Annotated in this window: 16 protein-coding genes; 10 read left to right on the top strand and 6 right to left on the bottom strand. The window is 50.8% G+C overall.

The window, feature by feature from the left end; all coding sequences use genetic code 11:
• Positions 1–3 precede the first annotated feature (3 nt).
• From CWE23_RS05840 to CWE23_RS05820, 5 genes are read left to right on the top strand one after another with little or no spacing between them, the layout of a single operon-like run.
• Positions 4–1,026: a GGDEF domain-containing protein gene (locus tag CWE23_RS05840; RefSeq protein ID WP_126819737.1), complete on the top strand. Its 1,023-nt coding sequence runs from the start codon at positions 4–6 to the stop codon at positions 1,024–1,026.
• 12 nt (positions 1,027–1,038) lie between these two features.
• Entirely contained in the window at positions 1,039–1,692 is a 654-nt protein-coding gene (locus tag CWE23_RS05835; protein WP_105305419.1) for a potassium channel family protein, read from the top strand.
• Between the two features lie 3 nt (positions 1,693–1,695).
• Positions 1,696–3,066, top strand: coding sequence for a TrkH family potassium uptake protein (locus CWE23_RS05830; RefSeq protein WP_105305420.1), 1,371 nt, complete (start codon positions 1,696–1,698; stop codon positions 3,064–3,066).
• A 20-nt stretch (positions 3,067–3,086) separates the two neighbouring features.
• Positions 3,087–4,979, top strand: coding sequence for a methyl-accepting chemotaxis protein (locus tag CWE23_RS05825; RefSeq protein WP_126819736.1), 1,893 nt, complete (start codon positions 3,087–3,089; stop codon positions 4,977–4,979).
• 19 nt (positions 4,980–4,998) lie between these two features.
• Positions 4,999–5,436: a DUF4399 domain-containing protein gene (locus tag CWE23_RS05820; RefSeq protein WP_105305422.1), complete on the top strand. Its 438-nt coding sequence runs from the start codon at positions 4,999–5,001 to the stop codon at positions 5,434–5,436.
• On the opposite strand, the gene dinB is transcribed toward CWE23_RS05820, so the two are convergent.
• Complete coding sequence (gene dinB / locus CWE23_RS05815) at positions 5,433–6,503, bottom strand: DNA polymerase IV (RefSeq protein WP_126819735.1); 1,071 nt, start codon at positions 6,501–6,503, stop codon at positions 5,433–5,435. The two genes, CWE23_RS05820 and dinB, sit on opposite strands and share 4 nt — an antisense overlap.
• Before the next feature lie 81 nt (positions 6,504–6,584).
• Here dinB and CWE23_RS05810 point away from each other — a divergent pair, with 81 nt between their 5' ends.
• Positions 6,585–7,013 (top strand): c-type cytochrome, encoded by a 429-nt coding sequence (locus tag CWE23_RS05810; protein ID WP_241970536.1) that lies wholly within the window; start codon positions 6,585–6,587, stop codon positions 7,011–7,013.
• A gap of 209 nt (positions 7,014–7,222) precedes the next feature.
• Positions 7,223–9,811 carry a bifunctional diguanylate cyclase/phosphodiesterase gene (locus CWE23_RS05805; protein WP_241970535.1) on the top strand — a complete coding sequence of 863 codons (2,589 nt, stop codon included), beginning with the start codon at positions 7,223–7,225 and terminating at the stop codon, positions 9,809–9,811.
• Here the strand turns inward: CWE23_RS05805 and rep are convergent.
• Complete coding sequence (gene rep / locus CWE23_RS05800) at positions 9,808–11,826, bottom strand: DNA helicase Rep (protein WP_126819733.1); 2,019 nt, start codon at positions 11,824–11,826, stop codon at positions 9,808–9,810. The genes CWE23_RS05805 and rep overlap by 4 nt on opposite strands.
• A 64-nt stretch (positions 11,827–11,890) precedes the next feature.
• Here rep and CWE23_RS05795 point away from each other — a divergent pair, with 64 nt between their 5' ends.
• Both CWE23_RS05795 and CWE23_RS05790 read left to right on the top strand, forming a co-directional pair.
• On the top strand, positions 11,891–12,139 hold the full coding sequence (locus CWE23_RS05795) for an accessory factor UbiK family protein (RefSeq protein ID WP_105305425.1): 249 nt from the start codon (positions 11,891–11,893) through the stop codon (positions 12,137–12,139).
• Between the two features lie 6 nt (positions 12,140–12,145).
• Positions 12,146–12,886: a ferredoxin--NADP reductase gene (locus CWE23_RS05790; protein WP_126819732.1), complete on the top strand. Its 741-nt coding sequence runs from the start codon at positions 12,146–12,148 to the stop codon at positions 12,884–12,886.
• A 27-nt stretch (positions 12,887–12,913) separates the two neighbouring features.
• Here the strand turns inward: CWE23_RS05790 and CWE23_RS05785 are convergent, their stop codons facing one another.
• Positions 12,914–13,141, bottom strand: coding sequence for a YebG family protein (locus CWE23_RS05785; RefSeq protein WP_420809953.1), 228 nt, complete (start codon positions 13,139–13,141; stop codon positions 12,914–12,916).
• 207 nt (positions 13,142–13,348) lie between these two features.
• Here CWE23_RS05785 and CWE23_RS05780 point away from each other — a divergent pair, with 207 nt between their 5' ends.
• Positions 13,349–14,881, top strand: a complete 1,533-nt coding sequence (locus tag CWE23_RS05780) for a YifB family Mg chelatase-like AAA ATPase (RefSeq protein ID WP_126819731.1) — start codon at positions 13,349–13,351, stop codon at positions 14,879–14,881.
• Here the strand turns inward: CWE23_RS05780 and CWE23_RS05775 are convergent.
• From CWE23_RS05775 to CWE23_RS05765, 3 genes are read right to left on the bottom strand one after another with little or no spacing between them, the layout of a single operon-like run.
• Positions 14,863–15,624, bottom strand: a complete 762-nt coding sequence (locus CWE23_RS05775; protein ID WP_126819730.1) for an HvfC family RiPP maturation protein — start codon at positions 15,622–15,624, stop codon at positions 14,863–14,865. The genes CWE23_RS05780 and CWE23_RS05775 overlap by 19 nt on opposite strands.
• Complete coding sequence (locus tag CWE23_RS05770; protein WP_420809952.1) at positions 15,608–16,453, bottom strand: HvfB family MNIO-type RiPP peptide maturase; 846 nt, start codon at positions 16,451–16,453, stop codon at positions 15,608–15,610. Before CWE23_RS05770 ends, CWE23_RS05775 begins: the two co-directional genes overlap by 17 nt.
• On the bottom strand, positions 16,428–16,928 hold the full coding sequence (locus tag CWE23_RS05765) for an HvfA family oxazolone/thioamide-modified RiPP metallophore (RefSeq protein WP_126819729.1): 501 nt from the start codon (positions 16,926–16,928) through the stop codon (positions 16,428–16,430). The genes CWE23_RS05770 and CWE23_RS05765 overlap by 26 nt, the downstream gene beginning before the upstream one ends.
• Positions 16,929–16,992: the final 64 nt, after the last annotated feature.

Here is a 16,992-nt window from a genome sequence, read left to right as displayed (position 1 = left end):
TAGATGGAGATTACGCAGAAAAAATACCAAGCCAAAGCTCAGAACACCACAGAGGATGTGGTTTCTGGCTTTACTCGGAAGGTAGCGAATTATACCCAGTGGGGCGCGGCTGTGATCGTGGCTCCGCTGGCGATTGTTCAGGGGGTAGCGGGGCACTGGTTGATGACTGCCTGGCTCGCCGCGTTTTGTGTTTACTCGTTAAGTCTGGCGTTGATTTCGCGCCACCAAAATCTGAAGCAAAGGCAATTACTGGCTTTTGTTTCCATGCTCGCACTGGCAGCCAGTTACTCGACCTTCATCAACGGCATTAATGGCTTTGTCTGGTCGTTTCCGGTGATGGCTTCGATTGTGTTTTTACTGCGTCGAAAATGGGCCGTCGTTTCTGCCTTTACTTTCTTTGTGCTTATGGTCATTGCGGCGGTGGTTGCGATGCCGCTTGATATTGCCTGGCGCGGCTCGCTGTCACTGGCTGCGGTGTTAGTGTTGACACTGACCTTGCTGTTTTTGCTGGAAACAATGCAGCGCAGCTTTACCCGTTTGGCAACCACCGACACCTTAACCGGAGTCTATAACCGTAAAAGCCTCAACAGCCGGCTCGACCAGGTTCTTGCATTGTACAAACGTAATCAGCAACCGGTTTCAGTAGTCATTTGCGATATTGACTGGTTTAAACCGATTAATGATAAATATGGGCATTTACAAGGTGACCGTTTGTTGGTGCAGGCGGCTAAGTTGATCCGCCAGTCGGTGCGGTTGAGTGACAGTGTGTATCGGGTGGGTGGCGAAGAGTTTCTCATTTTGATGCCTGAAACGGATGCAGGTGGTGCGGCCAAAGCCGCTGAACAACTACGCCTGCGCTTTGCCGAGAACGAATTTAAGCTAAAAGGTGCAAGCCCGAAGATGACGTTGTCAGCGGGTGTGGCCCAGTTACGTACGGGGGAACACTGGACCGACTGGCTTGAACGAGCGGATAAACGTCTGTATCAGGCGAAGGAATCGGGGCGTAATCAGGTCGTTAACGATTAAGAGAGGGGTAATATGGCACAGTTTGGGATTGTTGGTCTGGGTCGATTTGGTGCCAGAACCGCATTGGAGTTGCTGGATCTTGGCCATGACGTAATTGGTGTGGATTCGGATGAGAAGAGTGTTGATGCCATCGCGGATCATTTAACGCACGCAGCGATTGCCGATGTGACGGATGAGCGCGCCCTACGCGAACTCAGCCTGGAAGAATGTGATGTTGTGCTGGTCGCGATTGGCGAGGATTTGCAGGCCAGCCTTTTATGCGTCTTGCACCTTAAAAGTATTGGGGTGAAAGAAATCTGGGCAAAAGCGACATCAAAAGAGCATCACCAGATTTTGTCCAAGCTCGGCGTAACCCGCATCATTCATCCGGAAGAGGAAATGGGCATCCGGGTGGCGCAGGCACTGAATTACCCCATGGTGAACGAGTATATGTCGCTTGGCCATAACTGGTATTGTGTCGAAATTGACGTGAGTTCAGAACTGGATGGCAAAACCATTGAAGACATCTTACCGGATGAGCTTGAGCACTTTCACCTCTTGCTGCTGAAACGCAGAGACGAAGTAACCGCTAATCCTTCTACGTCGGTGACACTGCAGGGCAATGAAACCCTGGTGATTGCGGGTAGTCTGAAAGCACTGAAATCCATGGCGCCCAAGTTGAAATAACCGATGAAGCAGTGGTTACCTTCTTTTAGCTTTTTATACCAAAAGCGGCCGCGTACACGCCGACGTTCCATTAATCTGAGTCCACCGGTGATTCTGGCCAGTGGCTTTTTGGGTTTGATCGTGCTGGGCACCTTGTTGCTGAAATTGCCTTTTGCCACCGAACAACCAATTACTTGGTTGGAAAGTTTGTTTACGGCGACATCCGCGGTAACGGTAACGGGCCTGGTCGTAGTGGATACCGGTGCAACGTTTTCCGGGTTTGGCCTTTCCGTCATCACGCTGCTGATCCAGGCCGGCGGACTGGGGTTTATGACCTTCGCCGTGGTTGCCGCGATTTCCTTGGGTGGACAGGTCGGGCTAAAGCAACAAATGCTGGCGAAAGAGGTTATGCAACAAACCAGCCTGGGTAGCATTAAAAAAACAGCATTTGCCGTTGTGACCCTGGCACTGGTTGCGGAGGCCATCGCCATCGTTGTAATGACAGTGTACTGGACAGCCGAGAAAGGTTTTGTCAACGCGTTACTGGAGTCCGTCTTTTATGCGGTGTCGGCATTCAACAGTGCGGGGTTTGTGCTTACCCCCAATGGTTTAGTGGATTACCAGGCTGAGCGCACCATTACTCTGCTGATCAGTGTTTTATTTGTGATTGGCGGACTGGGGTTCTCGGTCATCAACAACATTTACGAAAAGCGTCGCTGGAACCGGTTTTCGGTCTATTCCAAAGCCATTTTAATAGCGACGTTGCTGATTAATGCGGTTGCCATGGCCATTTTATGGTTGCTGGAGAGCGGCAACCCCGCAACAATCGGCAATATGCCGTGGTATGATCAAGCGGTCAACGCCTGGTTTCAGGCGGTGACGCCGAGATCGGCCGGATTTAATACCGTCGACACCGGTGCGATGACCGAAGCCAGCGCCGTATTTACGCTACTGTTGATGTTTATCGGTGGTGGTTCGATGAGTACAGCCGGCGGCATTAAATTGGGTACCTTTATCATTTTATTGCTGGCTACCTATACCTTTTTACGTCGTCGCGAGGCGGTTACCCTGGGTGACCGCACAATACCGCAGGACCTGGTGATGAAAGCGCTGGCGGTGACCATTGTTTACCTGGGTCTCATCTTTGCCGGTATATTTGCGCTAATGATTTTGAATTCGCTGCCGTTTATAGATATAGCCTTTGAGGTTTTATCGGCGTCGGCAACGGTCGGGCTATCCAGAGGTATCACAGCCGAGGTGACCGATAGCAGCCAGCTCATTTTGATTTTTCTGATGTTTGCCGGTCGTTTGGGACCGTTAACATTAGGCTATTTTGTGGCGACACCGAAAAAACGCCACGTACGCTATCCGGATACGGACATTCAGGTCGGCTAAAATAACGAGTAACGTGAACTATGTTGAAGTCTCTCAAGTTTAACCAAAAAGTAATATTGGCAGCGTCCTTAATTCTGGTGCTGGTGTTGGGTGTTTTTACGCTCACCAATTTTTATCAGATGTCGAGTCAGGTGCGCGCCGACTTACAGGCTCAGATGCAGGCGTTATCCGGTTCGGTCTCAAATAATATATCGCACTGGCTAAATGACCGTATGCGTATTATCCGTGCGACAGCCAATGCCTATTCGGATACCGACAGCATTGAACAAGCATTAGCCAAAGTTCAGCAGTCAAAAGCGGCCGGCGATTTTAAAAATGTTTATTATGGGCTGACGGACGGTACTTTTATTCTTGACGATACTTCAATTGATTTACCGGATGATTATGATGCGCGCAGCCGCCCCTGGTACCAACTGGCATTGGAGGAAAATCAGCCGACCTATACCAAGCCGTACATCGACGTCACCACCAATGAACTGACCATTTCGGCCGTCGTGCCGATGCACGAAAATGGACGTCTATTGGGCGTAGCCGGCGGTGACATGATGCTGGATACCATTTCCGCTATCGTGAATGATGTCGACTTTATGGGGCTTGGATTTGCGTTTTTGGTCAACAATAAGGGCAGCATTTTAAGCCACCCAGAGACCGACATGGTGGACTCTAATTTGTCCGATTATCTGGGGTCCAAGGTACCGATGACCAGTGACTTTAACGGCTACCGCATTGACGGTGTGGATCGTCTGGTGTCGTTTAGAAAGGTTGAAGGAATTGACGGTGTTGACTGGTATCTTGCGGTTGCTATTGATGAAGAGCAGGCATATGCCGCTGTGTCATCGTTCGCCTGGACGGCCATTGTCTACATGGTTATCGGTATCATTGCTGTGGTGCTGTTGTTGAGTTGGTTGCTGCGGTTATTACTCAAACCACTGCAACGTCTGAACCATGCCGTAACCGATATGGCTCGGGGCGAGGGTGATCTGACACAACGGTTACCGGTCGAGTCCGATGATGAATTTGGGCGCTTGTCACAGCGTATGAATGAGTTTATCCGTAAGATTCATTCAGCCATCAGTGACGTAAGAAAAGCGTCCACCCAGTTAGAAAAGAATGTTGCGGCGATGGTGAAAGCCAATCAGGACTCGGTTAACCTCGGTGATGAACAGGCACAGCGCACCAACACCGTGGCAACGGCGATTAATGAGCTTGGTGCCAGCGCCAATGATATTTCCGACAGCGCCTCGAATGCTTCTGAGCGGGCGTCGGAGGCAAATCATAAATCGACCGAAGCGCGGCATACGCTGAGCGAAAATATGCAGCAGATACAGCACCTTTCGCGGCGCATGCAGGAGTCTGCGCAGGCGATTACGGAGCTGGATGAAAATACGCAAAATATCGGCCAGATCCTGGAAGTCATAAAAGGGATTACCGAACAGACCAATTTGCTTGCCCTAAACGCCGCCATTGAAGCCGCGCGAGCCGGTGAGGCCGGACGTGGTTTTGCGGTCGTCGCCGATGAAGTCCGTAGTTTGGCGCAACGCACGGCGGACTCAGCGGGTGAAATCGAAGCGATGATAGAACGGGTTCGCCAAGGCACCAAAACCGTTGTTGGTGTCATTAAAGAGAGCGAAGCAACCAGTGACGCTTGTGTGAAATCTGCGGAACAATCGTCTCAGCACATGGCAGAAATCGATGCCATTATCGGCAAAATTGATGACGTTAACCACTCCGTGGCTTCAGCGACCGAACAGCAGAATTCTGTGATTAAGTCGCTGGATGAAGACATTACTAACATCAGTCAGTTGAACGAACAGAATCAAACGAACCTGCGCCGCACCAACGATGCCTGTCAACAGTTACAACGGGAATTTGATCGTTTAGAATCCTTAGTCAGTAAATTTAAATTAGAATAACTCGATTAAGGAGAACAACATGAAAGGTGCATTATTGGTTGGCGCATTGGCAATGCTCGGCGGTCCGGTGCTGGCAACAGCCGAAGCGCAGGAAATGTCGCGTTCAGAGTCTGCTGAAGGAGCGCAGGCGTATATCATTTCGCCTCAGAATGGCGAAGTCGTAGGTCGTACCTTTAAGGTCAAGTTTGGGTTGACGGGAATGGGCGTAGCGCCGGCAGGCGTTGACGTAAAACACACCGGTCACCATCATCTGTTGATCGATAAAGACGAGCTACCGGCGCTGGGTCAACCGATGGGTGGGGATGTGATTCACTTCGGTGGCGGACAAACAGAAACGACGGTGACGCTGGAACCCGGTGAGCATACCCTGCAACTGATTTTAGGTGATAAAAACCACGTGCCTCACGAACCTGTGGTGATGTCCGAAAAAATCACCATCACTGTTAAAGACGACTAATCTAAGTCCAACTCTAACTGCTGTTGTTGCTCGGGGTCAGGTAACGCGACGCTGACCCCGAGCAAGCGCACCCCTTTATCCGCACCGCGTGACCAGGCTTCCTGTAAAAGTTGATAGAAAAGGCTGGGTGATACCCGCTGACTGCTGCGCGACACAGTGGTTTGGGTAAAATCGGAAAATTTTAGTTTAACCGTCTGCGAACGAATCGGTTGTTGATGCCAGTGCGTGACTCGCAACCGTTGTTTTAGCTTGGGTAACAGCTGTTGCTGGCAGTAATCTTGTGCCGTACCAAGCTGTGTCATGTCGGCGGCCAGCGTTTGTTCTACACCGACGCTTTTGCGGATCCGTTCGGTAACCACCGGACGAAGGTCAATGCCCAGGCAACGCTGGTGTAACACATAACCGGCTTTATCTCCGACGATTTGCTGTAAATGGGGCATTTCTATTGCCTGAATATCAGCTCCGCATAAAAGTCCGTGTTGTGCGAGCACTTGCTGACTCTTTGGTCCTACACCCGGTATCCGTTTTAATTCAAGTCGAGCGATATAGTTCAATACCTGATCCGGAGTGACCAGAAACTGGCCATCGGGTTTGCGCTCGTCACTGGCGATTTTCGCGACCATTTTTTGATTAGAGATACCGGCCGATCCGGTAATGCCCAAGGCTCTTATCTTGTCGCGCAGCGCTTGAACGGTGAGCGACGCACTGCCTTTAAAGAGCGTATTCTCGGTGAGATCTAAATAAAACTCGTCAATGGAGGCGGGTTCGATAACGTCGGTAACTTCACTGAGCAGTGCCAGAACTCGCTTTGACATCTCTCGGTAGCGGGTCGGATCCGGCTTTACGAAGATGAGCTGTGGACACAAACGGCGTGCGTGGCTGCCGGGCATGGCACTCTTTACCCCATAACGACGCGCAATATAATTGGCGGTTGCGACCACGCCGCGCTCACCGCCCCCGCCGACTGCAAAGGGTTTGTGCCGCAGCGATGGATCGCGTAACACCTCAACGGATGCAAAGAACGCGTCGAGATCGAGTAGAGCAATTTTTCGCGTAAGCTCAGCCAAGTGTTTATCCTGTGCGCATTTGTGGTTATAATCAGCCCACAAACTGGGTATGATGATCACCAGCCACTTTAGGAGAAACCAGTGAAACGTATTAAATCTCTAGCATCCAAAGGCCTTATTGCCTCTATCGCTGCATTGTTTGCTGTTGCTGCTGGCGCAGCCTCGGTTCAAGACAAAATGTCTAAGGAAGCGATCGAGAAGCGTATTGAACCGCTTGCCCAACATTATGTGGCTGGAGAAGAAAGCGATCAACAGGCAGATGCCGGTGGTACGCGTTCTGGCGAAGCCGTTTACAACCAATTTTGTGCGGCGTGCCATACATCGGGTGTGATGGGTGCACCCAAAATCAATAACGCCGGTGACTGGGGACCACGCCTGGAGCAGGGCATGGAAACCGTATTGCGTCATGCCATCGAAGGCTATAATGCGATGCCTCCAAAAGGCACCTGTTCTGACTGCTCAGACGAAGAAATTCAAGCCGCTATCGACTACATGACAGCTGATATCTAAGCAAAGTCGGTTACAGAGATAGACTCTGACTAAAGCCACCTTTAAGAGGTGGCTTTTTTTTGCCAGTATTACACCTTGAACAAATATTCACCGTAAGTCTTGCATCTTTTAAACGGCTGTTTATACTTTACGTTTGTTACAAATAGTAACATCAGTGCGTTTCTGTCTATTCTTTGCAACTTATTTATTATTTAAGGGAATGTTAATTGGTGAATGGCGCGAAGCCACAACAAACGTCACAACAACTTGAGGCCGAAAACCTCAGGCTTAGGAAAGTCGTATCTCGACTTAAGCAACTGACCCATAAATATCGCTCCGCAGAAGTCATACAAAACGCCTTATTTCAAATTTCCGAGCTGGCCGCTCAAGTGCGCAACATGGACAGTTTTTACCGCTCTGTGCATGAGATTATTGGCAAGTTGATGTTTGCCAAAAACTTTTATATTTGTCTTTACGATGCTCAGAAAGAAGTGGTCAATTTTGTCTATTTTGTCGATGAGGTTGATCAAGATACCCTATTCGAAGAAATTCCAGTTGAAAAGCTCAGTGCCGGTCTTACTGGTTATATTCTGCGAACCGGCGAACCGTTACTGTGCCCACCAGAGGTGTACCAGCAGTTGATCGAGAACGGCGACGTTAAAGAGATGGGCGCAGCTCACGTCGACTGGCTCGGTGTCCCACTAAAAAGTGGTGACCATGTGATCGGTGTGATGGTAGTGCAGAGCTACAATGACGCCTTTCGCTACGATGAGAAAGATGAAGAACTGCTTACCTTTGTGTCGCAACACGTTGTCAATGCCCTGGAACGTCTCAAACAGCGTGAGTTAATGCAAAACGAGATTGAGCATCAGACCGCTGAGTTACGGCATGCGAACGAGAGCTTGATGCGTGAAATCACTGAGCGTGAGAAGGCGGAACAACAAACGGCAGCCCTCTTTGCCATCTCCGAGCTGACCAATACGTCCGATAATATGGCGACTTTTTACAAGAGCCTGCATGCCGAGATCAGTAAACTGATCCATGCGGATAACTTCTATGTCGCTTTGCTGTCTCCCGATAAGAAATACCTGCATTTTCCCTATCACGTTGACGTGACCGGAGCGCAGGCCGAACGTCGGCGAGTCAGTCGCGGTTTAACAGAGTATGTCATTCGTGAGCAACGTTCATTGTTTCTTAATGCGCGTTCCCGGCAACAACTGATTGAGGACGGTCAGGTGACACCGGGCACCGGAGGCGGCAAGTTGGCCAAACAATGGCTCGGATCGCCGTTGATGCTAAAAGGTGAGGTGTTTGGCGTTATCGCGGTACAAACCTATGACAGTGAGTTTTTGTATCGCAATGACGATCTTGAGCTACTCAACTTTGTATCGCAACACGTTGCTGTGGCTATTGACCGGAAGCGATCCGCTGAAGAAATTCAGCGGGTAAACCAGTTTCTGGAAAAGAAAGTGACCGAGCGCACTGAGGAACTGGTGTCTGAAATTGAACGCCGCAAGAAGATCGAAGCGCGGTTGTTTCACGATGCGCATCACGACAGTTTAACCGGACTGCCCAACCGCGCCTTATTTACCGAGCGTCTACAACAGGCGGTGGCCCACAAAAAGCGTCATCCGGAACATCACTTTGCGGTGTTGTTTCTCGACTTGGACCGTTTTAAGAACATCAACGACACACTGGGGCACTCCGCCGGCGATGAATTTTTATTGGATGTTGCTAAACGAGTCAGTGACTGTACCCGAGAGAATGACATGGTCGCGCGCTTAGGCGGCGACGAGTTTGTGGTACTGCTGGACACCATGACGTCCGTTGACGACGCCAAAGACGTTGCAAAGCGAATGATTAAGAGCCTTGCTGAACCTTTCTTGTTAAACGGTCAGGAGCATTACTCAGGCGCTAGTGTGGGTATCGCGTTGTGTCAGGGTGAGCACGATTCAGTGGAACGACTGCTGCGCGATGCCGATGCGGCGATGTATCAGGCTAAAATACAAGGCCGCGGTCGCTATGTGTTATTTGATGAGTACATGCACCAATCGCTGGTGGATTCGGTAAAACGTGAAACAGCGTTACGTCACGCGAAAATAGAAGAAGATTTTGACATCGATTATCAGGATATTATCGAGCTGACAACGAATCAGTTGGTGGGCATTGAAATGCAAATACGCTGGAATGACCCCCACCATGATATATCGACCGACGAATTCGTGGCGCTGGCAGAGAAAACTGGTCTTATTATGAAGCTGGATCGCTATGTCTTAAAACGTTGCTGCGAGCGTCTTAACCAAACGCGGCAACAGGAATTGCCATGCCTGCATGTGAACTTGTCAGCACGGCATTTGCTAAAAGCGGGATACATCAATCAGCTGATCGAGCTGGTAAAGCGTTACGACATTGCGCCCGATCGTATCGCGCTGGAGTTTTCGGAAACCGCGTTAACGCAAAATGACCGTCGTTCTCTGGCAAGTTTAAGACGGCTGTCGGAGCTTGGTTTTACGTTGGTTATCGATCACTTCGGGCGTGGTGCAGGACCGTTGCAGTATTTGTACAATTATCCGTTTTCGATACTGAAGCTCGATCACAATTATGTCGCGCGACTTAAAAGTAATGAGCGCGCCCGTGCGATGTTAAAGCACGTCGTCACACTGTGTGATGAGCTCGGCATTCGTCTTTATGCGGCGGGTCTCGATTCTGAACAAGAATACGCCAACATCACTCAGCTCGGTGTCAGTGTTGGCCAGGGCAATTATGTTACCGACGGCGTGCGTTCGCAGAACCGTCCCGATAAACGTTCAACGGGTTAGCGATCCTTTTTTAACGCGTTTTTTAACATTTCCAGTCCGCGGCTGCGCTGCTCTTCCTGTTCCTGTTCCGATTTTTGTTTGCGCTGATGTTCCCACTCTAAATCGTCCTGTGGCAATTCGTGCAAAAAGCGGCTGGGCTGAGGTTGTATGACCTCGCCAAACTGTCGGCGTTCACGCGCCATGGTGAAAGTGAGCTGGTGCTGCGCCCGGGTAATACCCACGTAGGCGAGACGACGCTCCTCTTCGACATCATCGAGGTCGATACTGCTTTGGTGGGGTAATAAGCCTTCCTCCATGCCGACCAAAAATACCTGGGGAAACTCCAGGCCTTTTGACGCGTGCAGCGTCATCAATTGCACCTGATCAAAGTTCTCGTCTTCTTCGTTGCGCGACATCATGTCACGTAAGCAGAGCCGACTGACGACCTGATCCAGGCTCATCGGTTCGTTCTCGTCGTTACCGTCGAGCATCTCGCTGACCCAGCGGTGCAGTTCATGAATATTCTTAATCCGCATTTCTGCAGCTTTTGCACTCGGGCTTTGCTCAAATAGCCAGTCTTCGTAGCCGATGTCGCTGAGCAACTGACGCACGGCCTCCTGCGCGTCCGGTTGATGCTCAGCACGGCGCGCCAGCGTTGTCATCATACTGACAAAGGTATCCAGCGCGTTAAATACATTGCTGCTGAGTAAGGTTTTGACGTGTGGTGACTGTGCGGCTTCGAACAGGCTGCAGCTGAGTTCTTTCGACAGTTCACCGATGCGTTCAATGGTTTGTGGGCCAATACCACGCCGGGGTACATTAATAATACGCAAAAACGCCGTGTCGTCGGTTGGATTAACCAACAACCGAAAGTAGGCCATGATGTCTTTGATTTCTGCCCGCGCAAAGAACGACTGGCCACCGGTAATTTTGTAGGGAATGCGGTTATTCATCAGCGCCTTTTCAAACAAACGAGCTTGATGATTGCCGCGGTACAGAATCGCGAATTCGTGGTAGGGCGTTTTACGCAAAAAGCGTTGTTTTACAATTTCTGCGACAACCCGTTCTGCCTCGTGTTCTTCATTTCGGCCATACAACACGCGCATGGGTACGCCGTATTCCATATCGGAAAAAAGTTTCTTTTCAAAGACGTGTGGGTTGTTTTCGATAAGAATGTTAGCCGCTTTCAGAATACGACCGTGGGAGCGGTAATTTTGCTCCAGTTTTACCACCTTAAGCGCGGGAAAGTCTTTTTGCAGCAAGGCCAGATTTTGTGGTTGCGCGCCGCGCCAGGAATAAATCGATTGATCATCGTCACCGACCACCGTAAAGCGCGCCCGTTCACCGACCAGCAGTTTCACTAACTGATATTGACTGGTGTTGGTATCCTGATACTCATCCACCAGTAGGTATTGGTATTTTTTCTGCCAGCGTTTGCGAACGGCTTCATTGGTTTGCAACAGCATGGTCGGCAACCGAATCAAATCATCAAAATCAACCGCGTTGCATGCGGTTAAATTACGCTGGTAGTCCGTGTATACGGCGGCAAAATCCCGTTCTTCCGGCGTGGCAGCCTGGCGCAACGCAAGCTCCGGTGTCAGCATATCGTTTTTCCAGTTGCTGATTTGGTGCGCGCAACGTTGAATCAGTTGTTTATCGCCGTCCCATTGCTCTTCAGTCAGCGCTTTCAACAATGCAAAGGTATCCTGGTCATCAAACAGAGAGAAGCCGGCTTTTAATCCTAAGGCGCTGAGTTCTCTACGGATGATGTTCAGGCCGAGCGTATGGAAGGTGGATACGGTGAGGCCGCGGGCACCCTGTTTACCCATGGTTTGAGCGACCCGTTCCTTCATTTCTCGTGCCGCCTTGTTGGTAAAGGTTACCGCGGCAATCTGCCGCGCCGTATAAATTCTTTGACGGATGAGATAAGCGATTTTTTCAGTGATAACGCGGGTCTTGCCACTGCCCGCGCCAGCCAGCACCAGCATCGGGCCCTGAATATAGTGAACTGCTTGTTGCTGGCGCTCGTTTAACATTAAACAGACCTTAAAAGGAGTGGTAGACTAGTGAAGCAACGGATTTTACCGAAAGGATAAGACAATGGACAATAAAACCATCGAAAACATTGCAAAGCAAATCAGTGAGAGCATGCCGGCAGGCGTCAAAGAAATGGCTGGCAATGTTGAACAGCGGGTTAAGCAAACGCTGCAAACCCAATTAGCAAAACTCGACTTGGTGACGCGAGAAGAAATGGACGTACAACAGCAAATGCTATTACGCCTGCGCGAGCGAGTTGAGCTTTTAGAACAGCAATTGGCAGAACAACAAACGGACAAACAAAAGGACTGATTGCCCGTGGTGCAATTAATTAACGGTAAAGTGGTTGAGAACTACCGCTGGAGCGATAATGTGTTCAGTTTACGTATTATTGCTGAACCCTTTGACTTTAAGGCAGGCCAGTTTGTGCGATTGGGGCTCCCGGGCGGTGATGCCAAAGCGTTGCGGGCTTATTCACTGGCAAGCCCGCCGGGTGCGTCGGTGATTGACTTTGTCATTGCTGAAGTCGCTGATGGACTCACCAGCCCGCAACTGGCCAAGCTAAAACCTGGTGATTCGGTAACCATTACACAACCGGCAAGTGGCTTTTTTACCCTTGATGAAGTGCCTGACGGTGACGATTTGTGGCTACTGTCAACGGGTACCGGTATCGGCCCCTTTATATCCATGCTGCATACCGAGCAGCCTTGGCGCCGGTTTCGGCGTATTAATCTGGTTCACGGAGTTCGCACAGCCGCGGATCTGGTGTATCAGGAGCAGATTCAGCACTGGCAACAACAGTATCCGGACCGTCTCGGTTATCAGCCGGTGATAACCCGTGAACAGATACCGGGCGCCTTAAACGAACGAATTCCACAACTGCTCGAGTCTGGAAAGCTGGAGGCGGCTTTAGCGACACCACTGACAACCAATAGCCAAGTGATGTTGTGCGGCAATCCGGATATGATCACTGAATGCCGAGGGGTACTGGCAGCGAAAGGGCTCGCCAAAAATACCCGCCGTAAACCGGGCAATGTGACCTCTGAGAATTATTGGTAAGTCAGTTGCTGATGCTGGCTGCGTTGGTTAGCCAGCATCACCCTCCGCCGGCTTAGGCGCTTTCTTTTTCGTCTGCTTTTTCGCGCCAAGAGCAATTAATACTTGCTCGCGTTCGCGCGCCAGGAAAAACGCTAAATCTTCCAATGTTTGCTCATCGCTGACGGTTTCACTGCGCGCCAATAATGGCACTAGCTCATCCACCATGTCCAACATCTTGTCGTGGGCATCGGCTTCCGCTTTGGTGTTAAACGTCATTTTTTTCCTCTCCGTCACGCACAACAACGTATTGGGTTACTACCGGCATGAATCATCCTCGTGGGTATTAAGAATACTGGTTATTTATACAGTTGAATGGGCTTGAATGCAACCTTTGTATCATGCATTTGCTGACACAGAAATCAGCGATCTCCCCGCAGAGTCAGTCAACAATAGCGCTATACTTCGCTGTTTTGAGAGGTAGCTATGGCGTTAGCAACGGTGTTTACGCGAGCAAGTCTGGGTATTGATGCCCCGGAAATCCGAGTCGAAGTGGACTTAGCCAGAGGGTTGCCCGGGTTTGCCATTGTCGGGTTACCGACCGCAACCATTCGTGAAGCTAAAGATCGGGTAAAGGCCGCGCTGATGAACGCCGGTTTAGAGTTTCCACAGGCGACCAAAATTACCGTCAACCTCTCGCCCGCCGACGTGCCAAAACAGGGAGCTCGCTATGAGTTAGCCATTGCGGTGGGGATCCTGGTTGCATCGGGGCAGGTGCCCGATGCGGCGATAAAGAATACTGAATTTTACGGTGAACTGGCCTTGAATGCTGAGCTACTGCCGGTTACCGGTCTGGTGCCTGCGCTGTTGGCTTGTCGTAGCGCAAAACGAACCGCGTTTATTCCGTTAAAAAATGAAACCGATGCCGGCTTGATTCAAGGACAGACCGCGTATCTGGTACCGGATTTAATCGGCGTGTTTGAGCACCTTCATCAACACAACGGTCTTCGCAAGGCAACGCCCATCGACTGGCAGCTAACGGAACCGACAAGCAGTGGCGATCTTGCCGAAGTGATGGGGCAGGAGCAGGCAAAACGGGCATTAACGCTCGCGGCAGCAGGGCGCCACCATATCCTCTTTGTCGGCCCACCCGGCACCGGTAAAACCATGCTCGCACAACGATTGATGAGTTTAATGCCAGCGTTAACGGAACAAGAAGCGCTGGAGTTGGCCTCGATCCGCTCCATCGCGCAGCAGCCGGGAACGTTGCAGGACTGGCGGGTGCGTGAATTTCGTGCCCCTCACCACTCGTGCTCAGCGGCTGCCTTGGTCGGCGGCGGGTCGCCGCCGCGACCGGGCGAAATCAGCCTGGCGCATAATAGCGTCTTGTTCCTGGATGAATTACCTGAGTTTTCTCGTCATGTTCTGGATTCTTTGCGAGAACCGTTAGAAAGCGGTCACGTCACCATCAGTCGTGCCGCTCATCACGTCCGTTTTCCGGCAAATTTTCAACTGATCTGCGCGTTAAATCCGTCACCCTGCGGTCAGTTTGACGGCAGCCTGGCCAGTTGTCGTTCGACCCCGGATCAAATCATGAATTATTTAAACAAATTATCTGGCCCGTTACTGGATCGGATTGATATTCAGGTTGCGGTACCGCGAGAAACATCGAGTTTGCGGGTAAACGCGCGCAAGCATTCCCCCCTAAACAGTCAGCAACTGAAAGCCCAGGTTAGCGCCGCTCGCGAGCGGCAATTGGCCCGTCAGGGCTGTCTCAACAGTGACCTTCGTGCAAACGCGGTGCTCGACTACAGTCAACTGAGTGATGAGGATCATGAGTTTCTAATAGCCGCGATTGAGAAACTCAAGCTTTCTCACCGCGCCTATCATCGGACGTTGCGGCTGGCGCGTAGCATTGCGGATTTGGAGAACGAGGAGCGGGTGCAGAAGTCCCATTTAGCAGAGGCCATGGGCTATCGTGCGTTGGATCAATTAATTGATCAGGTGCGTTCGTTGTGAGCGCCTAAAATGGCGCCCCATTCATACAGCTCAGACAGTGCTTGCTGTGCGTGGCGCTGAAAGTTCTGATCTGCCGTTACACCGAGCTGTGCGGCGAGCTGTTCGATGGCATCCTGGCCCGACGAGATGTGCTTTTGTTGCAGTTGCTGCCAGAGCAACCCGAACACCGGGTTCATTAGGCGAAAACCGATACTCATATCGAGTTTGCGGTAAACCAGTATCAGCGTATCTTTTTTGTCATTCACCGACGGTTGGTTGTCTGCGCTGATCTCATGTACGGGGTATTCGTAACTTAACAACCACGCGGCGTCAGATAACACCGGCTTACCCGTAAGCAGGTCGTCGTTAAGCTGCTGCCGAACCGCTAACGTATCCTGTGGGATGTTGTCCAGTGCCAGCTCTACCCATTCGTAGTGCATTAGCTCCAACAGGCAATCGGGTTCGGCGGTATTCACTGAATCACTCTCGCGTAAGAACGACAAAAACTCAGCGGCAATCTCATTAAAATACGGCGACTGGCTGCGATGATGAATTAAAAACTGGCGTACCGCCTGCTGCCACCAGTCATCACCTATGATTGAGCAGGCTACGGGAAAGGCGGAACGGGTAAAACCGAGCAGATTATTAAAAATCAGTTCCCGGTAGACTGCCATCCGGCGCGGCTCAATATCAGCCATGTCATGTTCAGCGGGATTGCGGATGGCCGCCGTAAACTGCTGTTGAGTATTACGAAAGGACGGCATGTTGCAACGCCTGAGTTTTGCGGATGGTTGCCAATTCGTTACTGAGCGTATTGAGCGATGGAATATTAAAATCGCGCTCCAGCAGCGTTGGATGACAGCCCACGTGTTGGTAACTGTTATCCAGAAGTTTCCAGACGGGATCAATAACATCCGCGCCATGGGTATCTATGATCAAATCCGGTTGTTGCTGATAATGCCCGGCAATGTGCATATAGCGAACGCGCTCTGCAGGTAATCCTGCGATGAATTCTCTGGCGTCATAGCCATGATTGATGCTATTAACATAAACGTTGTTGACGTCCAGCAACAAGCCGCAATCGGCTTCCGTCAGTACCGCATTAATGAACTCCAGCTCGGTCATGTCATGGCTGGGCATGGCATAAAACGAGACATTTTCCAGTACCAATGGTCGCTCGAGTATGTCACTGACTGTGCGGACGCGTTGGCTAACATGAGACACGGCATCTGTGGTGAAAGGAATTGGCATGAGGTCGTACAAATGCCCGTCATCAGAGCAGTAGCTCAAATGCTCGGAATAGAGATCGATATTGTATTCGTCCAGAAAGGCTTTCAGACGTTTTAAAAAGGCGTGATCAAGGGGAGCAAAACTGCCAATCGACAATGACAGCCCGTGAGTGGTAAACGGCACACGCTCACGCAACGCCCGTAACTGATGTTGCAAACGGGGGCCGGTATTCATCCAGTTTTCCGGCGCAATTTCGAGAAAGTCGAACGGGAGCTGATCGCATTCGATCAGCTCCTGGTACATCGAGCGGCGATAGCCCAGTCCTACGCTGTCGCTATTAAGCGGCACCGCACTTACCTTCACCGCATTTGCCTTCTTTGTCTTTTTTCTCTTTTGCCTGCTTGGCTTTTTCGGACATCATGGCTTCACCACACTTTCCTTCGCCACATTTGCCTTCCATGTCCTTTTGCTCTTTCATCTGCTTGGCTTTTTCGGCCATCATGGCCTCGCCGCATTTCCCTTCACCGCACTTGCCTTCCATGTCCTTTTGCTCTTTCATCTGCTTGGCTTTTTCGGCCATCATGGCCTCGCCGCATTTCCCTTCACCACACTTACCTTCTTCCATCATTTTATGTTCGGCTTTGCTTTTGGCTTTGTCTTTTGCCTCTTCAGACTTCTGATTACCGCCGCAGTTGCCTTCCTTTTGAGCCGCCACTTCGTAGCCGGAACTGAGTTCAACGGATGCAAAGGGATTATCGGCGGCGTTCGCCGGCATGGCAGAACCCAGCGCTAGTGCAGCGCCGACTGAAGCGATAAGAGGTTTAACGGATTGACTCATGGTATGTTCCTTTTGTTTGGGACTCTGTCCGTTAATCATAGCCAACGGCGACAGAGATCACCTA

It is taken from the genome of Idiomarina aquatica (genome assembly GCF_003987185.1).
GTDB lineage: Bacteria > Pseudomonadota > Gammaproteobacteria > Enterobacterales > Alteromonadaceae > Idiomarina > Idiomarina aquatica.
The sequence above is the reverse complement of the archived record's forward strand: the minus strand, read 5'-3'. Positions and strand labels throughout refer to the sequence as shown.

What these genes read in the sequence shown, in the direction of transcription:
- CWE23_RS05840 (WP_126819737.1), top strand. Translation starts at nt 4, where the DNA reads ATGGAGATTACGCAGAAAAAATACCAAGCCAAAGCTCAGAACACCACA.
- CWE23_RS05835 (WP_105305419.1), top strand. Translation starts at nt 1,039, where the DNA reads ATGGCACAGTTTGGGATTGTTGGTCTGGGTCGATTTGGTGCCAGAACC.
- CWE23_RS05830 (WP_105305420.1), top strand. Translation starts at nt 1,696, where the DNA reads ATGAAGCAGTGGTTACCTTCTTTTAGCTTTTTATACCAAAAGCGGCCG.
- CWE23_RS05825 (WP_126819736.1), top strand. Translation starts at nt 3,087, where the DNA reads ATGTTGAAGTCTCTCAAGTTTAACCAAAAAGTAATATTGGCAGCGTCC.
- CWE23_RS05820 (WP_105305422.1), top strand. Translation starts at nt 4,999, where the DNA reads ATGAAAGGTGCATTATTGGTTGGCGCATTGGCAATGCTCGGCGGTCCG.
- rep (WP_126819733.1), bottom strand. Translation starts at nt 11,826, where the DNA reads ATGTTAAACGAGCGCCAGCAACAAGCAGTTCACTATATTCAGGGCCCG.
- CWE23_RS05795 (WP_105305425.1), top strand. Translation starts at nt 11,891, where the DNA reads ATGGACAATAAAACCATCGAAAACATTGCAAAGCAAATCAGTGAGAGC.
- CWE23_RS05785 (WP_420809953.1), bottom strand. Translation starts at nt 13,141, where the DNA reads ATGACGTTTAACACCAAAGCGGAAGCCGATGCCCACGACAAGATGTTG.
- CWE23_RS05780 (WP_126819731.1), top strand. Translation starts at nt 13,349, where the DNA reads ATGGCGTTAGCAACGGTGTTTACGCGAGCAAGTCTGGGTATTGATGCC.
- CWE23_RS05775 (WP_126819730.1), bottom strand. Translation starts at nt 15,624, where the DNA reads ATGCCGTCCTTTCGTAATACTCAACAGCAGTTTACGGCGGCCATCCGC.
- CWE23_RS05765 (WP_126819729.1), bottom strand. Translation starts at nt 16,928, where the DNA reads ATGAGTCAATCCGTTAAACCTCTTATCGCTTCAGTCGGCGCTGCACTA.